At 58.8% G+C, this 18437-nt stretch carries 13 protein-coding genes and 2 pseudogenes; 10 read left to right on the top strand and 5 right to left on the bottom strand.

Features of this window, described 5'->3' with window-relative positions:
• Nucleotides 1-40 precede the first annotated feature (40 nt).
• Nucleotides 41-1414, top strand: coding sequence for an ATP-binding protein (locus ACOYW2_RS12945; RefSeq protein ID WP_482770674.1), 1374 nt, complete (start codon nt 41-43; stop codon nt 1412-1414).
• Between the two features lie 12 nt (nt 1415-1426).
• Nucleotides 1427-2875: a hypothetical protein gene (locus ACOYW2_RS12940; RefSeq protein ID WP_482770673.1), complete on the top strand. Its 1449-nt coding sequence runs from the start codon at nt 1427-1429 to the stop codon at nt 2873-2875.
• 3 nt (nt 2876-2878) lie between these two features.
• Here the strand turns inward: ACOYW2_RS12940 and ACOYW2_RS12935 are convergent, their stop codons facing one another.
• From ACOYW2_RS12935 to ACOYW2_RS12925, 3 genes are all read right to left on the bottom strand, one after another.
• Entirely contained in the window at nt 2879-3016 is a 138-nt protein-coding gene (locus ACOYW2_RS12935; RefSeq protein WP_482770672.1) for a hypothetical protein, read from the bottom strand.
• Nucleotides 3017-3049: 33 nt separating this feature from the next.
• On the bottom strand, nt 3050-3814 hold the full coding sequence (locus ACOYW2_RS12930) for an alpha/beta hydrolase fold domain-containing protein (protein WP_482770671.1): 765 nt from the start codon (nt 3812-3814) through the stop codon (nt 3050-3052).
• 157 nt (nt 3815-3971) lie between these two features.
• Nucleotides 3972-5168 carry an MFS transporter gene (locus ACOYW2_RS12925; protein WP_482770670.1) on the bottom strand — a complete coding sequence of 399 codons (1197 nt, stop codon included), beginning with the start codon at nt 5166-5168 and terminating at the stop codon, nt 3972-3974.
• A gap of 393 nt (nt 5169-5561) precedes the next feature.
• On the opposite strand from ACOYW2_RS12925, the gene ACOYW2_RS12920 reads away from it, so the two are divergent.
• From ACOYW2_RS12920 to ilvN, 3 genes are all read left to right on the top strand, one after another.
• On the top strand, nt 5562-6437 hold the full coding sequence (locus tag ACOYW2_RS12920; RefSeq protein WP_482415987.1) for a radical SAM protein: 876 nt from the start codon (nt 5562-5564) through the stop codon (nt 6435-6437).
• A 657-nt stretch (nt 6438-7094) separates the two neighbouring features.
• On the top strand, nt 7095-8768 hold the full coding sequence (gene ilvB, locus ACOYW2_RS12915; protein ID WP_482770669.1) for a biosynthetic-type acetolactate synthase large subunit: 1674 nt from the start codon (nt 7095-7097) through the stop codon (nt 8766-8768).
• On the top strand, nt 8761-9036 hold the full coding sequence (ilvN, locus tag ACOYW2_RS12910; RefSeq protein WP_180141749.1) for an acetolactate synthase small subunit: 276 nt from the start codon (nt 8761-8763) through the stop codon (nt 9034-9036). Before ilvB ends, ilvN begins: the two co-directional genes overlap by 8 nt.
• Before the next feature lie 127 nt (nt 9037-9163).
• On the opposite strand, the gene ACOYW2_RS12905 is transcribed toward ilvN, so the two are convergent.
• Complete coding sequence (locus ACOYW2_RS12905) at nt 9164-10873, bottom strand: acyl-CoA dehydrogenase family protein (protein ID WP_482770668.1); 1710 nt, start codon at nt 10871-10873, stop codon at nt 9164-9166.
• Nucleotides 10874-11256: 383 nt separating this feature from the next.
• On the opposite strand from ACOYW2_RS12905, the gene ACOYW2_RS12900 reads away from it, so the two are divergent.
• A complete protein-coding gene (locus ACOYW2_RS12900; protein WP_482423257.1) occupies nt 11257-11964 on the top strand; it encodes a FadR/GntR family transcriptional regulator in 708 nt (235 codons plus the stop codon).
• A gap of 135 nt (nt 11965-12099) precedes the next feature.
• Here the strand turns inward: ACOYW2_RS12900 and ppdK are convergent.
• Nucleotides 12100-14762: pseudogene (gene ppdK, locus ACOYW2_RS12895) on the bottom strand (pyruvate, phosphate dikinase).
• A gap of 758 nt (nt 14763-15520) precedes the next feature.
• Here ppdK and ACOYW2_RS12890 point away from each other — a divergent pair.
• From ACOYW2_RS12890 to ACOYW2_RS12875, 4 genes and pseudogenes are all read left to right on the top strand, one after another.
• Nucleotides 15521-16306: a SulP family inorganic anion transporter gene (locus tag ACOYW2_RS12890; RefSeq protein WP_482770667.1), complete on the top strand. Its 786-nt coding sequence runs from the start codon at nt 15521-15523 to the stop codon at nt 16304-16306.
• Nucleotides 16307-16342: 36 nt separating this feature from the next.
• Nucleotides 16343-16651 (top strand): annotated as a pseudogene (locus ACOYW2_RS12885) (SulP family inorganic anion transporter); the annotation flags it as partial.
• A 117-nt stretch (nt 16652-16768) separates the two neighbouring features.
• Nucleotides 16769-17236 carry an STAS domain-containing protein gene (locus tag ACOYW2_RS12880; RefSeq protein ID WP_482771024.1) on the top strand — a complete coding sequence of 156 codons (468 nt, stop codon included), beginning with the start codon at nt 16769-16771 and terminating at the stop codon, nt 17234-17236.
• Nucleotides 17237-17436: 200 nt separating this feature from the next.
• Nucleotides 17437-18354, top strand: a complete 918-nt coding sequence (locus ACOYW2_RS12875) for a LysR family transcriptional regulator (RefSeq protein WP_482770666.1) — start codon at nt 17437-17439, stop codon at nt 18352-18354.
• The last annotated feature ends 83 nt before the right edge of the window (nt 18355-18437 follow it).

Below are 18437 nucleotides of genomic sequence, written 5' to 3'. Positions count from 1 at the left end.
CACATTGCCCATTGATGCCACGTGATAGACACCCCTTCCTATGCCCCCTTTTCCAAACGAGTCATCTTCTCCAGCCCCAGAATCCTTCACCCGCGCCCTTGAGCAGGAGCTCGCCTGGTTCGAGCAGGTCCTGGAGACCCGGATTGCCCTGTACTTCGGCCATGAGTGCCGGGTGCGGGGCATCGAGGCCCATGTGCCGCCGGATCTTTCCGGGGATCCGTCCCCCTTTGCCGAGGTGGTACTCGGGCTGGAACTCGATGCCCGGGAGCGGCTGGTGCTTGTGCTGGCCCTTGCGCCCCATATCCGTCCCCAGGTCCTCGATACCTTTTTCATCCAGAACAAGACCATTGACAGGGGGTTCACCGAGTTCGGAGGGGTGACGGGAAACCGCCACGGCGGTTTTTTGCCCACGGGGGAAACCGCGGCTTTTATCGTGGCCGGGGGCGACCTTTCGGCCCGGATGGACCTGCTGTCCCTCTTTGGTGAGGGGCACTCCTTTGCCCGGAACGGGGTGCTGGCCCTGGAGGGCCGGGAAGCTGGGGAGCCTTTGTGGAGCCGGTCCCTGCAGGTGAGTGAAGCCTTTCTGCATCGGATTACCTCCGGGGGCGTCCATCGGCCCGAGTACGGGGCCGGGTTTCCGGCAAGGCGGCTCACCACGCCCCTGACCTGGGACGACCTTGTCCTGTCTGCCGAGGTGATGGAAGAGATCGACCATATCGTGGGGTGGGGGCGCTTCGGGGATGAAATCATGGAGTCCTGGGGGCTCTCCCGGGTGCTGAAACCCGGGTACCGGGCCTTGTTCCACGGGCCCCCGGGCACGGGAAAGACCCTGACCGCTTCCCTCATCGGTGAGGCCTGCGGGGTGGATGTCTACCGCATAGACCTGTCCATGATGATCTCAAAGTACATCGGGGAAACGGAGAAGAATCTGGCCGGGGTGTTCGATCAGGCCGAGCACCGCAACTGGATTCTTTTTTTCGACGAAGCCGACGCCCTCTTCGGCAAGCGCACCCAGGCCAGCAGCTCCAACGACCGCCACGCCAATCAGGAGACAGCTTACCTTCTCCAGCGAATCGAGGACTTTCCCGGGGTCGTGATCCTGGCCACCAACATGAAGGCCAATCTGGATGAGGCCTTTTTCAGGCGGTTTCAATCGGCAATCTATTTTCCCGTCCCCGATGCAGAGCAGCGGCAGAAGATCTGGACCCGGGCCCTGCACGGGGTGTCCCGCCTGAGCGATGACGTGGACGTGGCCGCCATGGCCGAAGCCTACGCCCTCACCGGCGGTTCCATTGTCAACGTGATTCGTTTCGGCGCGATCCAGGCCCTGCGTGAGGGCCGGCAACGTGTGGGACGGCGGGATTTTGAAAAGGGGATACGAAAGGAACTCCTTAAAGAAGGAAAGACCGGATAACGGGAGGTGACCATGACGGAATCGGACAAGATTGAACGGGTTTCGGAGTTGTTCAACCGCCTTCAGGACGGGCTCACGGAAATGCAGAGCCTGTCCGTGGACAAGACGAGCTTCACGGCGGAGGAGAAGCAGGTGGTTTTGGAGGTTCTCTTTACCCGGGACGCCATCCACGATGCCTACAGCACCTTTGACGTGAACGACGAGGAGGCAGCTGCGTGGTTTATCCGGGCGGACGGCAGGATCAAGGCCCTGGACCGCTGGCTTCTGAAGAACGCGACGCTTGTGAACAAAGTGATCCAGCTGGACCGGTGGCGGGAGCAGTGCGGGCCGGACAATGACGCCTGGTGGTGGCACATGACGCCGGAAGTCTCTGCCTGGGATCGTTTTGACTGGGTGTGGAATTTTGCCACCATGCTGGTCATCGGCCTGGGCGCAAGTCACGTGGTGACCATTGTAAAAGCCCTCTCCGTGGGGGACCTGACCGTGGCCTCCACTTTCTCCACCATCGCCCAGGTGGGGGGGCTTGCCGCCATCAGCCAGGGGACCCTCACCGCTTCGGGGCGAGACCGGGTAAAAGCCATACTCGAAAGCCTGCGGGTGCCGACCCAGTTCCAGAGCGAGGTGGTGCTCGTGGTGGCACTCATTCTTCTGGTGGGCGTGATGAGTACCAGCTCCTATTTGAAAAATCACTACGATGAGACGGGGCGCCGCGCCTACGACGCCGGAGACCTCAACAACGCAGAGACCTCCTTTATGAGGGGACTGCAGCTCGATCCCCAGGAGGCCTCCTTTGACTCGGAGCTGGGAAGGATCTACGAATCCATCGGCATGCAGGAGAGCGCCGGGGATCACTACTATCAGGGCGTACGTGCCGGAGACCTGGCCGGAATCAACAATCTCGGTCGCCTGCTCATCAACCGTATGAACCCCATCACCCAGGCCAGGGACCCGCGCCTGGCCCAGTCCTTTCTCATGCTGGGGCTCCAGAGGGTGGAGGCCCTGGAGCCGCGGAATCTTAATCTGGAGTACCAGTTTAACCGGAACCTCGGGTGGGCCCTTTTGGAGACACAGGACTACGAGGTGGCGAAAAAATACCTGAGAAAGGCCATCGCCCTGGACAGGCAGATCAAGGACGACCAGATCGGCGCGGGCATGGCCTATTGCTTTCTGGCCCATGTTCTGGAAAAAGCACCGGACCCTCCCGGGCCGGAGGGCATGGCTGAAACCGCCGAGGATTTCTGGAACCACTGCGTGGAGTGCGCACGGCCCGAGACGGTGTTGGAGTATCGGTGGCTCATGAAGACCGGCAACGCGCATCGGGCCTTTTTCGTGGATACCAGCAAAATCATCTCCGGCCTGGACCGCAACGCCAACCAGCAGAGGGCGGTGTTCGATACCTACATGAGTGCCCAACTCTCGGCAGTGGCCTCGGAATCATCGGGGACGATTCAGAACCGGTAACCGTTACTGCCTGTTGAGAAAGTCTCCCAGTTTGGCGTAGACAGCGTCGCACTCTTCCCGGACGAGGTCTTCCATGTTCATGAAGGTGTGGATCATGTCGTGGAAATGGTGGCGCTCGGCCTTCACTCCCGCCTCTTCCACCTTGCGGACATAGGCTGCGCCCTGGTGAATACATCAGAATTCGGCGGTGAACACAAGGGTCTCCGGGAGTCTGGTCGTGGTTTTCATGTAGAGGGGGGACGCTTCCCGTCGGTTCTCTGCGTGCTGGAAGTAGTTATCGAAATACCAGCGGACTTTTGCCGTTTCCAACAGGTACCCCACGGCGTTTTCCTCCATGGAGGCGCTGTCCATGGTGTAGTCGAGGCTGGGGTAGATCATGGCCTGGCGCTTGATGTCCGTCCCTGCATCATGCTGGGCCAGGTGGGCGACGGTGGCGCATAGCGCACCACCACCGCTGTCGCCCGCAATGGAGAGCCGGGGGGTAAACAGGATTTCCCGGCTCTTCAACACATCCCACACCCCTTTGATGGTGTTGTACGCGTCGTTGACGGCAGCGGGGTAGGGGCATTCCGGGGCAAGGCGGTAGTCCGGGGCCACCACGATGTGGTCTGTGGCAAGGGCTGTTCTGCGGAAGATGGGGTCGTAGACGGTGACGCTCCCGGCCATGTGGCCGCCCCCGTGGAAAAAGACCAGAACCGGAAGGGCCCGGGACGGGTCCGGGTGGTAGATGCGCACCGGGATGTCAAAGTCTGGGCTGGGGATGATGTCGTCCTGGACCCAGGCAACATCGGGACTGGAACTCACCAGTCCCCGGGTGAGGTTTGCCAGGCCTTCCCGGGCGTTGGTGGGGGTGGCCTTGAAGCCGGTGGCCTGCAGATGAGCAAGGAGCGCGTTGAACTTTTTCAGCCAGGGTTCCAGTTTGGGGGATACCTTTCGCATGGTGCCTCCTATCCCGAATATTTGATGAGAAAACAAACGTCCAAGATGAAAACTGCATGATTTCAGAGTACTATAGCAAAAGTGCCAGCCATTTTGAAAATGCAAATTGTAAATAAGGGTTTGCTGCTTGATTTTCTCACCCTTCGGGCGAGTCGGGCTATAAGGTGTCTTCAGCGGTGACAGTTGGTGACGGTGCCTTTTGCCGACCGGTCTCAGGCAGGAAGAACGAGGCAAGGAAAAAGGTCGAAGAGCAGGCCACAGCAAAGTACGCGGCAACGGAGATATTGCCCGTGGAGTCGGCTAACACCCCAGCCACGTACATCAGGATGGTTTCGATGAGGTAGGAGATGGACCAGAACATGCTGAACACCACGGTGATGCGTCCCGGCGTCATACCCGGTAGCTCCTGGGGCAGAGTGGTGAGGGCCGGCATGGGAAGGAACATGAAAAAACCGGCCATAAAGGCCGTGGCATAGGCAATGACCGGGTTTGTGGTGAGAACCATCACCGCCGCGCAGGCGGTCATGCTCAGCCCGCTGTACCGGATGACGGGAATTCGCAGGGGGTATCGGTTGGCGCTGAGGATCCCGGCAACGGTGCCGGCCATGCCCGCAGCGATCATGATGGCCGAAAGGTGGGCGGCCTTTGCTGCAAAGTCAGGCATCAGTGGAAAGAGAGCAAAAATGGAGATGTAGCAGAAGAGGAGCCCCGAGTAGGTGATGGGGAGCCACCAGTTCACCGGCTCACGGAACCCTTGCGTGAGGGTGTACTCCGCGCTGTCTGCGGTGCCATCGGCCCCTTGCCCTCCCAGGTCGAAATCCTCGCTCAACACCCACCAGATGAGAAGGAGCAGGCCGCTGGCTGCGGAGATGGTCAGGTTAACGTTCTGCCAGGTACCGAGTTTGGAGAGCAATGCGCCGGTGAAGAGCAGGGCCAGCAGGTTTCCCGTGTTGAAGGCGGCTGCGTTGATGCCGTTGACCAGGGGGCGCTCCTCCGGGTCGAAGTACCGGACCACGATGGGGGCGAAATAGACGATCACCAGGGCCCCGCCGAATCCCATGACGAACCGGGAGGCGACATACACCGTGTAAGACGGGGCAAAGGCACCGATGACGCCACAGGTGATGAGGACCGAGGCCAGGGCAAAGGCTTTCTTGGGCCGGAGTTTTACCAGGAACCAGGCCGCGGCAAGGTTTCCCACGATCTTTGAGAGGGTGATGGCGTTGTTGAGCCAGGTGGCATCGGCCATGGTGTCGATGCCGAAGTGCTTCATGATATCCAGGGTCAGGGTGGAGCCTGCAACCCAGGACATGGCATAGGGAGTGAAGGCCTCGATGACGATCTTTTTTTTCATGGATTCAGGTATCCTGTTTGGGATGGCGGGGCGGGGGGAGAACAATGTGATTGTTTCGTTTAGGGTTAGCAGGGATGATGGAAAAAGTAAAGTGTCTCAGGGGGTTGTCGTGTCATGCGCATGAGCGCACCCGACTCGTGAAATATCCTTACTAAATGCCTTTCATCGCATTTCCTGTAGAATGAAATGGGTCTCTCCTGCAAAAGCGGTTGCCATATGTCACACTGCACGCGAATGCCTCAAAAACGTTGGCATGATGATTGCCTTGGTGCCTTCGCAACCTGGGGTCCAGGGGATTTATTCCCTGGCCGCCGGAGGCGTTTTTTGCTTGTCTCTATTCCTCAGGGATGAAATAGTTCCGTGGCATATTCACCCCACCTGAGGAGCGACACAATGCGATACGAAGGACAGATTTTCAGGCCGTTCAGCGAGGCCAACAGTTACTTGCTGCAGTGCACCGTCGGGTGCTCCCACAACAAGTGCACCTTTTGCGGGATGTACAAGGACAAGCGTTATCGGGTGCGCGCCATGGACGAGATCATGGAAGACATCCGCATGGCCAAGGCCCACTACGGCGATGTCGAGAAAGTGTTCCTCTGCGACGGGGACGCCATCGCCATGGAGACCGAAGCCCTCCTTGAGATCCTTGCCGCCCTTTACCGGACCTTTCCTTCCCTGCGCCACGTGGGCAGCTATGTGGGCCCCCAAAGCACCCTGGCCAAGGGGGACGATCTTTCGGTCCTGCGGGGAGCCGGACTCACCAAGGCCTACCTCGGCGTGGAGTCCGGAGATGATCAGGTATTGGCCGCCGTCAAGAAAGGGGTGACCGCTGACGAGATGCTCGAAGCCGGGCAGCGCCTGGTTCGGGCTGACATCAACCTCTCCTCCATGGTGCTGCTGGGTATTGCCGGAACCGGCGAGGCCGCCCGCCGACACGCCGAATCCACCGCCGAGATCACCAACCGCATGAAACCCCGATACCTCGCCGCCCTCACTTACACCCCGGTGCCGGGGACCGTCCTGTTTAACGCCTGCGAAAAAGGGACACACCTGTTGCCCGACCCCTTCGAGACCCTGGAAGAGATGAAAACCATCTTCGAGAACATCACCATCGATAAGCTTAAATTCGTGGGGGCCCACGCCTCCAATTACCTGCCGGTGAGTGGGGAGCTTCAGAAGGACAGGGCCAAGATGCTGGCGACGGTGAATGAGATTCTTGAAACGAAGGATTCGGGGGCGCTGAGGAGCGAGGCGGCGAGGGGGCTTTAGGGCAGTGAATAGTGAATGGGTAATAGTGAGTAGGGAATAGGAAACAGGTCATAGGTTATAGGTTATAGGAGGGGGGCGTCGTGGGATTGATGGGGTTGTTTTATTTGCGTGACCCCGGCAAACTCACCTGAATTGTTTGATTTGTAAAAACAGTTGACAAATGTCTTGAATGCCTTCAAAGTTAACCAATATTCCATTTTTTGACGATAAGGAAACAACAACGTGCTCAGCCTCAACAACATTCAGATGACCGCTTCAAACGCCCACGTTCGCGTGGTGGGTGTGGTGGTGCATGTGGTGGTGTGCTCCGGCTGAGACTTTGCTCCCATAGATTGAGACAAAGCCCGGCCGGAACAACCGACCGGGCTTTTTTTATATTTTTAACAACCTCGACTTAACCCAACGGACCTTTTTGATGATGACCATCTCAACCAACCATACCGCCCTGACGATTTCCTCCCTCGTGGTGTGTGTGGTGGTGGTGGTGGTGGTGGTGGTCTGCGTGGGCAGGCCGGGGTGAGACGAGACGCAGAGCAACGCTGATCAAAACCCCGGCCGGAACCAACCGACCGGGGTTTTTTTATGCATGAATTTTGGGCATCCGGCACGGCAGCCGGACACGCACGCATGATTTCATTTTAAGGAAAGGAGAGAACCATGGAGTATTCAGGAGCAGAGATCGTTATCAAGCTTCTCGAACGGCAGGGCGTTGAGTGCCTTGCCGGGATCCCCGGCGGCACCAACCTTCCCCTGTACGACGCCTTGCGGGAGAGCCCCATCCGCCATATTCTGGCCCGGCATGAGCAGGGGGCGGGGTTCATCGCCCAGGGCATGGCCCGGTCCACAGGCGTTCCGGCGGTCTGTTTCGCCACGTCCGGTCCCGGTGTTACCAATCTCATCACGGCCATTGCCGATGCCCATCTGGACTCGGTCCCGGTTGTGGCCATCTCCGGCCAGACCCCCATGAGCCTCATGGGCACCGACGCCTTCCAGGAGGTGGACACCTTCGGCATGAGCCTGCCGGTAACCAAGCATAACTTTCTGGTTCGCAGCGCCGCCGAGCTTCTGGAGGTCATCCCCGAGGCCTTTCGCATTGCCATGAGCGGGCGGCCCGGGCCGGTCTGGGTCGATATCCCCAAGGATGTTCAGACAGAACTCATCGACATTGACACCCTGCCGGAGAAGGGCACAAGGATCTGCCCGGCATCACCGGAAGAGGATGCCCTTACCAGTGCCGCAGAGATCATCAACGCATCCGAGCGCCCCGTTTTCTACGCAGGTGGGGGCATCATCAACTCCGGGGCCGGTGCAAGGGTTCGGGAATTGTGCGAAAAGGCGGGGATCCCGGTGGTCACCACCTTGATGGGCCTTGGCATCATGCCTTCGGAGTCGCCCCTCTCGCTGGGGATGCTTGGAATGCACGGTTCACGGGCCACCAACCTGATTCTGGATCAGTCGGACCTGCTCATTGCCGCAGGGGTTCGGTTTGACGACCGTGCCACCGGGCGCATTGCCGCCTTCTGTCCCCATGCGCGCATCATCCACATGGACATTGACGGAGCGGAGATTGATAAGCTGAGACCCTCGGATTGCAGCATCACTGGGGACGCCGGGGAGATTCTTTCCAGTCTGTTGCCTAAGGTGGCGGACAGGGCCAGGCGAACCTGGGACGCGTCTGTTGCCGCCATGAAAGAGGCCCACCCGACTCCGGCAGGGGAGCTGGACGACGCCAAGCCCCCCGCATTGATCCGGCGCATCGGCATGCTTGCGGAGGCCGGGACCTTTGTCTCCACCGACGTTGGCCAGCACCAGATGTGGGTGGCCCAGCACTACCCCCACCATGAAGCCAGTCGTCTCTTGACCTCCGGCGGCTTGGGCACCATGGGCTTCGGCCTGCCCGCGGCCATCGGGGCCGCCCTTGCCAACCCCGAGGCCCCGGTGATCTGTTTTTCCGGTGATGGCTCCATCATGATGAATATCCAGGAGCTGGCCACCCTGGCCGAGCAGGACTTAAACGTCAAGGTCATCGTCCTGAACAACGGAGCCCTTGGGCTGGTCCGCCAGCAGCAGGAGCTCTTCTACGGGGCCCGCTACATGGCCTCCCAGTACAACCGGAACCCGGATCTGACCACCATCGCCCGGGGCTTCGGTATCCCGGGGCGCCGTTTGCCCCTTGCCGCCTGTATCGACGGGGCCCTGACTGAGTTTCTCCACGCCCGCGGCCCGGCCCTCCTGGATATCGCCATTCCCCAGGAAGCTAATGTTTTTCCCATGGTTCCTCCGGGAGCCGCCAACACCCGCATGATCGAAGAAGGAGCCACCCATGACTGATTGCACATTGACCCTTACCGTTTCCAACCACCCCGGGGTTCTCTCCCGGATTGCCGGTCTGTTTGCCCGGCGTAACTATAACCTGGACGGCGTCTACGTGGTGGGCCTCACCGGCACCACCGAAAGCCGCATGCAGCTTCTGGTCAAACAGGACGAGAGGTTACCCCAGATCATCAAGCAGCTGGAAAAGCTTTATGATGTGAAGGCCATCTCCGTGAATGAGGGCAGCGACATGCTCGGTGGCTGTGAGGTGAAAGAGGCGGGGTAGCCCGGGTCGTTCATGGGCCGGGTCGCCGGAAAAGAAAAAAGGCAGGACCGAATCGGTCCTGCCTTTTTCTATTCAATGGAGCCTGCTTCTCCTCCATATCAGGGAGAAGGAGCAGGTCGGGCTGTTCTTAGGGGTTCATCTTGTACGCGTCCACCAGGGCATACAGGTGGTCGTTGATCACGCGGTTGTAGCGCTCCTCGTTGACAACGGGCTTCATGACCATCTCTTTGCAGAGCTCCTGCTGCTTGTCGGTGCTGGAGGGCTTCATGGCCAGGTCGAGGGCGTAACGGCTCATGTCTCGGACGAAGACGTCGAAGATGGAGTCGAGGATGTCGTCTTCGATGCCTTCACGCTTGGCGCTCTCTACGATGAGCTGGGCGTAGGGAATCACGCAGAAGATCTCGCCCATGGCGTAGAGGAAGTCAAAGTTTGCCATCTGGCCCATGAGGTCGTTGGCGGACTCCATGAGGAGCTGCTTGAAAAGCTCAACCTGCTTGATGAAGACCTTGACGTTGGGCAGGTCAACGCTTTCAAAGACCGGCATGTAATCGTGGAACTGGATCTTGCCGTAGCCTTTGGTGGGGCCCTGGTTGAAGAGGAAGTCGTCGTTTTCAGCGCCGTTTCTCAGGCCGACCTCTTCGTACTCTTTCGGGTTGAACATGAAGTTGGGGATCAGCTTGGCCATGAGGGCCATGTTGACGTGCTTGGTGCCTTCCAGCTTGGGCATGCCTTTGATCTGGACGGCTGCGTGCTCGAAGTGCTGATCCTTTTCAAAACCCTTGGCTGCCAGAACGTCCCAGATCAGTTCATGGACAATTTCGCCCTGGATGGCCACCTTCATTTTCATGAGGGGGTTGTACAGGAGGTAGCGGCGATCCTCGGGACCGGCGGCGCGCATGTAGTCGGTGGCACGAAGGCCGAAGAGCTTCATGGCCGTGATACGGATGTACGAGTCGAAGAAGAGCTGCTTGATGTGGGGGAACTCGGTGACTTTCTTACCGAAGATCTCACGGTGGGCAGCATGGTTCAGGCCTTCGTACAGGGAGTGCGTGGAGAGGCCGATGGCAGCGGAGCCGATGTTGAACTTGCAGATGTTGATGGTGTTGAGCATGTCGTCCCAGGCCTTCTGGCCGCGGGAGAGGATCTCAGCGTCGGTGATGGGGTAGTCATGGAGCTTGAACTCGGAGACGTACATCTGGTCGCATGCGATGACGTTCTGGATGCACTCGTATTTCTCGTGCTTGGAGTCCACCATGAAGAAGACATAATCATCGGTGTCTGCAATCTTACCGAAGACGGTGACGACTCCGGCTTCGTTGCCGTTGCCGATGTAGTACTTGCTGCCCTGGGCCAGGTAAGTGCCGTCGCCCTTGGGGTAGAGCTTCATGTCGCTGGAGTAGATGTCCGCACCGTGCTCGCGCTCGGACAGGCCGAAGGCGCACAGGGGGTTCTCCTTAAGCTTGGCGGCCGCCTTGTGCTTGGCTTCTTCGTTGTCACCCAGCAGAACGGGGTCCAGGCCCAGGGTGGAGACGTGGTACATGTACCAGTAAGCTGAGCTGTAGAAACCGCAGATTTCAGAGAATTCGAACATTTTGTAGGTGCTGTAGTGCTGGTTGGGGTCGTCCCCGTAGCCCTTGGGCAGGAAGAGGGTCTCGAAGATGCCCTCGTTTTTCACGAACTCTGCAAAATCATAGGTGAAGGTTTTTTCTTGGTAGTCTTTTTTGATGGCAGCAAGACCCTTGTTCTCGAACCAGTCGATGGTCTTGAGCATGATCTCTTTGGAACGCTCGTCCGGGTAATTTCTGTCTTTGTATTTTTTCGGGTTTAAAAGGACCATGGGTTCACCTCCTGAACAACTGAAATAAGCAAATAAGCGGATACGACTCCGAGTGTTGAGAAACATTGTTTTGGTAGCACCAATTTCGGGGGGTATCAAGGGATTTTTGGTAGTGTACAAAAGTTTATCTCGGGGTCTATTTTCGAAATGTTAATGTTTACGGGGGTGAAACTGGCTTTTAATTGTTTGTGTGCAACATAAAAAATAAAATTGGTTGACCAATTTGGGGCCCTGTATTACTTGTGACGTACGCCTTTACCATCCGGTAAAAGTCTGTGTGTCGCGGTACCGCGGGGCGGGCTGAGTTTGTCGCTGCTTTTTGCGGTATCGTCAACGTTATTGATGCCTTTGTGGCTGCCCGGTGCGGCGGCCGGGATGGATCCATGCCCACATGTATTGCAGACACAGTCTTTGAGAGCCTTCGTAAGGATATCTTCAACGGTAACTATGAACCGGGAAGCCGCTTGCCCTCGGAGCGGGAGCTGGCCGACCGGTTTGATGCGAGCCGGAACACCGTGCGGGACGCCCTGAGCAGGCTCGATCACATGAAACTGGTCAAGCGGGTCCCCCAGAGCGGAACCTACGTGACGGATTACCGCAATGAAGCCGCTCTCTCCCTGTTGATTTACTATATTGAAAACAGCCTGGATCTAAACGATGAGGTCCTCACCTCGTTTATGGATTTTCGTCTTATCAGCGAGCGGTTTGCGGTGAAACGGGCCGTGCACAACCTGGGCCCCGGGGACCTTTGCCATCTCCACGGGATTCTGGATGAAAAGCAGGCCGCACGAGAAGACGCCCGGGCCCTTGCCGAGTGTGACTACGCCTTCCATGAGTTTCTCTTCCAAAAGGCCGAGAGCCTTGCCGTGCAGCTGATTTTCAATACCTTAAAGCCCGTCTTCATCAACTACCTGACCTACTACTACAACCTGGGAGACGACCCGGACGGGATCATCGAGTACCAGAGAAGCCTGGTTTCTGCTCTGGAGACAAAGGATGAGGAACTTTGCGGGTACATGATGGAAAAGTTGCTGCTCTTCGGCATCAACCTTATCAAGGAAGCGCGGTTGACGGATAAGAGCAGGAGGTAGGGGGGCAGGTAAAATAGGTCATAGGTATTTAGGTCATAGGGGGATAGAGCGCAGGGAATAGTGAATAGTGAATAGGGAGTGGTGAGTGGTGAGTGGGCAGCCCGGAAAGGGGCTGCCCGTGGTGGTTTTACGGTGCTATTTTTTCCCTTCCGACGCCTCAATGGCAGCGTGGGCGGCGGCCAGTCGGGCGATGGGGATACGGTAGGGGGAGCAGCTTACGTAGTCCAGACCTGCTTTGTAGCAGAACCGTACCGAGTCCGGGTCGCCCCCGTGTTCTCCGCAGATTCCCAGCTTGAGGTCCGGGCGTGTTTTGCGGCCCCGCTCCACGGCGATTTTGATGAGCTCTCCCACCCCGGAGGGGTCCAGGGTCTGGAAGGGGTCGGCGGGGAGGATTTTCTTTTCCAGGTAGGTGGGCAGGAACTCACCGACGTCGTCCCGGCTGAAACCATAAGTAAGCTGAGTAAGGTCGTTGGTGCCGAAGAGAAGGTGCAGAGTTCGGCCATCTGGTTGGCGCGAAGGGCGGATCTGGGGATTTCGATCATGGTCCCGAATTTGTGGACGATTGAGGCCAGGCCGTAACGCCGCGCCACTTCTTCACAGGCGGTGTTGACGATTTTGCGCACGAACACAAGCTCTTCCACGTCGCAGGTTACAGGGATCATGATCTCCGGCTGGGGGTGGAACCCGTCCTTAGCAAGCTCTGCCGTGGCCTCGAAGACGGCCTTGACCTGCATCTCTGTGAGGTCGGGGACGCTGATCCCCAGGCGCACGCCCCGGTGCCCCATCATGGGGTTGCTCTCCTGGAGGGCTTCGCATCGGCGCTTGATCTCGGTGACGTCCACGCCCAGGGCCTCGGCCAGCTCCACCTGTTTGGCCCGTGAGTGGGGGACGAATTCGTGGAGGGGCGGGTCCAGGGCCCGGATGGTGACGGGCATGCCGTTCATGGCCTTGAGGGTCTCTTTGATCTCCTCCTTTACGTAGGGTTCAAGTTCTTGCACGGCTGCTTTCCGCTCGCCCTCGGTGTCGCTCAAGATGATTTTCCTCAAGATAAAAAGGCGGTCGTCCGCCCCGGCGCTGTAGAACATGTGCTCGGTGCGAAACAGGCCGATGCCTTCTGCACCGTAGCTTTTGGCCACCTGGGCATCTTCCCGCGTGTCGGCATTGGCCCGCACCCCCATGGTGCGGTAGGCGTCGGCCATCTGCATGAACTTTTGGAAGCGTGTATCTTCCGTTGCGTCCACCATCTTGAGTTTCCCTTCGTAGACTCGCCCCCGGGTGCCGTTCAATGTCAGGATATCTCCCTGGTTGAAGGTCTTGTCCCCGATCTGCATTTTGTTCATGGAAGGGTGGATGGTAATGTCTCCGGCGCCCACGATACAGCATTTTCCCCAGCCCCGTGCCACCAGGGCCGCATGGCTGGTCATGCCGCCCCGTGCCGTGAGGATGCCCGAGGCCGCCCGCATCCCTTCGATGTCCTCGGGATTGGTCTCTTCGCGAACCAGAATGACGTTGGGGTGGGTCTTTGCGAGCTTGACGGCATCATCCGATGTGAAGGCAAGGTGGCCGAAGGCCCCGCCGGGCCCGGCCGGGAGCCCTTCGGTGAGGCATTCGGCCCGGCTCTCCTCCTCGGGATCCACGATGGGGTGAAGGAGTTCGTTGAGCTGCTGGGGTTTCACCCGCTTGATGGCCGTGACTTCGTCGATGAGTCCCTCTTCGAGCATCTCCATGGCCATGACAAGGGAGGCGGTACCCGTGCGTTTTCCCACACGGCACTGGAGCATGTAGAGCCGTTTGTTCTGGATGGTGAACTCGATGTCGAGCATCTCCTTGTAGTGCCGCTCCAGGGTGGTTCGGATGGCTTCCAGCTCGTTGTAGGCGCCGGGCATGGCGACTTCCAGGGAGGTGACCCCTTTGTTGGTGTCTCGCTTGGTGGCGTCGTTGATGGGGGCGGGGGTGCGTAGCCCGGCCACCACGTCTTCGCCCTGGGCATTGGCAAGCCACTCGCCGAAAAAGGTGTTCTCCCCGGTGGCGGGGTTGCGGGTAAAGGCAACGCCGGTTGCCGAGGTGTCGCCCATGTTGCCGAATACCATGGCCTGGACCGTGACACCGGTGCCCCAGGAATCGGGGATCTGCTCAATGCGTCGGTAGGACTGGGCCCGTTTGCCGTTCCAGCTTTTGAAGACCGCCCCGATGGCCCCTTGGAGCTGGGCTTCGGGGGAGTCGGGGAACTTTTCACCCAGTACCGTTTCCACACGTTCGGTGAACAGACCGCAAAGGGTTTTCAGGTCGTCTTCGGTGAGGTCGGCGTCGTTTTGAAGGTTTCGGGTCTCCTTGAACGCGGCCAGGATTTTTTCCAGCTGGTTGCGGATGCCGTTTCCGTTCATCGCCTCAATGCCTTCGGCCTTTTCCATGACCACGTCCGCATACATCATGATCAGGCGGCGGTAGGAATCGTAGACAAATCGGCCGTTGCCCGTTTTTTTGATAAGGCCGGGGATGGTTCCTGAGGTGAGGCCCACGTTGAGGACCGTCTCCATCATACCGGGCATGGACTGGCGGCCACCGGACCTGCAGGAGACAAGCAGGGGATTGTCGGGGTCCCCGAAGGCAAGACCCATGTTTTTCTCCAGGCATACAAGGGCGTCGTTGAGCTGCTCGGCATACCCGTGGGGGTAGCTCCCGCCCGAGCGAAGGAAGGCGTTGCAGCACTCGGTGGTGATAGTAAATCCCGGGGGGACGGGGATGCCGAGTCGTGCCATCTCCGCCAGGTTAGCTCCCTTGCCGCCCAGCAGGTTCATCAGGCTCGCGTCGCCTTCGGTTTTTTCGCCGTTGAAGCTGTACACATATTTTTCCACGCGTGAAGTCCTCCATAACATTAATTCATACGTTGTCCGGTGGGGCTTGCGGATCATTTCGAGACATCTGGGGTCACCTTTCGGGTATCGTGTGCAACGTCGTTGGCCGGGCAAGGACTAAGGAAGCCAGGGAGCTGAGAGGGGCTTCGGTGAGCACTGAAGATGCACATCAGCACATGATAAAACGTGTTTTGAACGGTCTCCGGTCTGGCCGGCGCCGTTCAAACGTACACTGCTTTACGTCCAAACCCTGGGATGTTTGTTGGGAGAATAAACGGAACGACTGAGGCGTCACAACGGCCTGTGGGTCAGGCACATGGCACGACCGGGTGGGGATGGGGAAAGACCGAAGGGCGCATGACACGATGGAAAAGTGACAGGTGCTCAAATGAAATTACGGCATGGATGGTGCCTGTGGGTGGTATTTCCTGGAGGGAAACCGGGTCGGATAGATGGGCAGGGGACTCGGCTGAGGGTGGTTGAGAAAATCGCGGATCACATTTTGTCTGTGGGAAATACCCGGGTTCACATGGATAGCTTGCCTTGACATCTTTGCCGTGTTACTTGCAGTGTCCCGTGGGATTGATTACAATCGAACCCATTGACACCCCCGGGGCAGACGACCCTCCACGGAATACATCGCTGTCCCCATCACCTCCGGAAACCGCGTGTCGATGAAAGCCCACCCGACGGAGAGAGACGTGATCGCAAGATTCTTCCCCTTTTTAACATGGCTTCCCCTGGTTGGCCGGGCCACCTTGAAAGCAGACCTCCTGGCCGGATTCACCGGTGCCGTCATTGTGCTTCCCCAGGCCGTTGCCTTTGCGGCCATCGCAGGCCTGCCTCCGGAGTACGGGCTCTACACCGCCATGGTCACCCCGGTGGTGGCAGCCCTGTTCGGCTCGTCGTATCACCTCATATCAGGGCCCACCACAGCCATCTCCATTGTGGTTTTTTCCGCGGTGAGCCAGTACGCCGAGCCCGGTAGCGGGGCGTACATCGGCCTTGCCCTGACCCTTACTTTCCTTGCGGGCTTCTTTCAGCTTGCCTTTGGGCTGGCGCGACTTGGCGCCCTGGTGAACTTTGTCTCCCACACGGTGGTAACAGGCTCCGGGGCCGCCCATGCCTCTGGCGCCGGTCGACGCATCTGCCTGGGGCTGACCTGCACAGGGGGGAGTCCTTTATCGACACCTGGGCGGCCATGGCAACTCATTCCCACGGTCAACGGGTTCGTGGTGGCGGTGGCCGCCGTCACCATCGGTGCGGCCATGGTGCCCGCAGGGTTTGAAGGCAACCTTCGTGGGCATGGTGGCCGGAGGACCCTGTCGCCTATCTTGCCATGGGCGGCCCCGAGCACGGGGTTGCGCTTCTGCGGGTGGAGATCCCCTCAGAGCCCCCGTATGGAGCCAGAATCCATCCCCGTGATCCGGCAGCTTGCCCCGGATGCCTTTGCCATTGCATTGTCGGCTGTTGGTTGGGGCGTCTGATTTGGCCCGTTCCATTACAGCGCCAGGTCCCGGCAGCTCATCGACGGGAATCAGGAGTTCATCGGCCAGGGGCTCTCCAACCTGGTGGGAAGTTTTTTCTCAAGCTACGCGGGGTCGGGCTCCTTCACCCGCTCCGGCGTCAACTACGCCGCCGGGGCCAAGACGCCCCTGTCTGCCATCTTTGCAGCCGTTGCCCTCATGGCCCTGGTCCTTCTTATCGCCCCGCTTACGGCCTGGCTCCCCCTGGCCTCCATGGGGGGCGTGATCCTTATTGTGGCGTGGAACCTCATCGATTTCAGGCATATCCGGTTTATCCTCCGCGTGAGCCCTTCTGAGTCTGCGATCCTTGCGGTGACCTTTTTCTCCACCCTGTTTCTGGAGCTGGAGTTTGCCATTTACATCGGGGTGTTTCTTTCCTTGATCCTTTTCCTCTCCCGCTCCTCCACCCCGGACATTGTGGTGATGGCCCCGGACCCCGCCACCCGGTCCCGGCAGCTCACAAGCATCGAAAAACGTCCCCTCCACGAGTGCCCCCACATGAAGATTATCCGCATCGACCGATCCATTTACTTCGGATCCGTGGGAAGTATTCGCAGCCGCATCGAAACGATGATCGAAAAGGAGAGGGTGACCAACATGCTCATAGTCAGCGAGGGGATTAACTACATCGATCTGGCAGGGGCCGAGATGCTGGTGGAGCTTTCGGATGTCCTCAAGGCGGGGGGGGGCGGCCTCTACTTCTGCAACCTGAAAACCACCGTGTTTCAGTTCATCGCCCATGTGGGGTTCATCGATCGCATTGGAGAGGATCACATCTTCGAGCACAAGAGCGAGGCCATCGCCGCCTTTGTGGCCCGTCGAGACGAGGCGTGTCGCAGGGAGTGTGCCTGTCGGGTGTTCAGAGAGTGCAGTGGGGAAAAGGACTCCTGACGGCGGGATTAGAACAGCCTTTGTCTTCGCCTTTGGCCACGCCGTGACAAGTCGCAAAAAAAAGTTTCAAATGCCTGTCACTGTCGATTCGGCGGAGCCTGGCAAAACGTTCTCAAAACCTGTAACGTTTGACTCCCGGCAGCGCTTTTGTGCCGTTTGCCTTGAATCACCCCCGGTATGAATGGATAAAGGAGTTGGGTATGTCTGTGGATTCGTTGTCGCCGTCTCATTTAAAGGCCCTGGGACTGCTTTTGGAAGAGCGGCACGTCACCAGGGCTGCTGCACGGATGCGGGTGAGCCAGTCGGCCATGAGCAAGATCCTGGGAAAGCTTCGAGAGGCGTTTTCCGATGATTTGCTTGTGCGGGTGGGGAATCGCCTGGAACCGACGGAACGGGCTCGAACCCTGCAACCGAGGTTAGAGGTGATTCTGGGTGAGCTGGCCGCCATGGCCATGGAGGTACCCTTTGACCCGGCCGGATGCCAGCGGTGGTTTACCCTTGCGGTGAGCGATTACGTGGCCCAGTTCGTGCTCCCTGATCTGCTTTGTTCCCTCCACACCGAAGCACCCGGTATTCGGGTTTCCGTGATCACCGAACGCTCAGAGACCGTGGTGGAAGAGCTTGTGGAGAACCGCATTCAAGTGGCAAGCGCCATGGAAGGGGAGGACCCCCTTCCCCCGGGGGTGGTGTGCCGCTGGATCGGTACGGATACGTTTGCCTGTGTGGGGGCCAAGGGACATCCCTTGGCCCGGAACCGCGATATGGAAGGCTATCTGAAGGCCCCCCATGTGGTGGTGACCGGCGGAAGCGACAAGGCCGGTCCCATTGACCGGGCCCTATCCGCCCGGGGCAGGCAGCGCACCGTGGCCCTTGAGACCTCTCTGTTTGCTTCGGCCATGGAGGTGGTGACCCAGAGCGATTTTCTCCTGACCATCCCTACCCACATCGCCCGACACCTTGCCCGGCGGTACGACGCCGACGTGTTCCCACTGCCCTTTGAGGTGCCCCCGTTTCGCTATGGCCTTCTCTGGCATGAGCGCCACAGGCGAGATGCCGCCCACACCTGGCTGCGCCGAAAATTCGAAACACAGCTCAAGGAGTCCCATTACTCTCATTAAGGCATATTCCGTGTGGGAATGATATGTATTCCGGGTATGCGTTTTACATCATGATCACGTTGGGCTATCCTTTTTTTTCTTCT

Source organism: Desulfoluna sp. CLI2B, from assembly GCF_056847375.1.
The sequence above is the reverse complement of the archived record's forward strand: the minus strand, read 5'-3'. Positions and strand labels throughout refer to the sequence as shown.

Excerpts from the sequence above, each read along its gene's own strand:
- ACOYW2_RS12945 (WP_482770674.1), top strand. The coding sequence starts at position 41 with ATGCCCCCTTTTCCAAACGAGTCATCTTCTCCAGCCCCAGAATCCTTC.
- ACOYW2_RS12940 (WP_482770673.1), top strand. The coding sequence starts at position 1,427 with ATGACGGAATCGGACAAGATTGAACGGGTTTCGGAGTTGTTCAACCGC.
- ACOYW2_RS12930 (WP_482770671.1), bottom strand. The coding sequence starts at position 3,814 with ATGCGAAAGGTATCCCCCAAACTGGAACCCTGGCTGAAAAAGTTCAAC.
- ACOYW2_RS12925 (WP_482770670.1), bottom strand. The coding sequence starts at position 5,168 with ATGAAAAAAAAGATCGTCATCGAGGCCTTCACTCCCTATGCCATGTCC.
- ACOYW2_RS12920 (WP_482415987.1), top strand. The coding sequence starts at position 5,562 with ATGCGATACGAAGGACAGATTTTCAGGCCGTTCAGCGAGGCCAACAGT.
- ilvB (WP_482770669.1), top strand. The coding sequence starts at position 7,095 with ATGGAGTATTCAGGAGCAGAGATCGTTATCAAGCTTCTCGAACGGCAG.
- ilvN (WP_180141749.1), top strand. The coding sequence starts at position 8,761 with ATGACTGATTGCACATTGACCCTTACCGTTTCCAACCACCCCGGGGTT.
- ACOYW2_RS12905 (WP_482770668.1), bottom strand. The coding sequence starts at position 10,873 with ATGGTCCTTTTAAACCCGAAAAAATACAAAGACAGAAATTACCCGGAC.
- ACOYW2_RS12900 (WP_482423257.1), top strand. The coding sequence starts at position 11,257 with ATGCCCACATGTATTGCAGACACAGTCTTTGAGAGCCTTCGTAAGGAT.
- ACOYW2_RS12880 (WP_482771024.1), top strand. The coding sequence starts at position 16,769 with ATGGCCCCGGACCCCGCCACCCGGTCCCGGCAGCTCACAAGCATCGAA.
- ACOYW2_RS12875 (WP_482770666.1), top strand. The coding sequence starts at position 17,437 with ATGTCTGTGGATTCGTTGTCGCCGTCTCATTTAAAGGCCCTGGGACTG.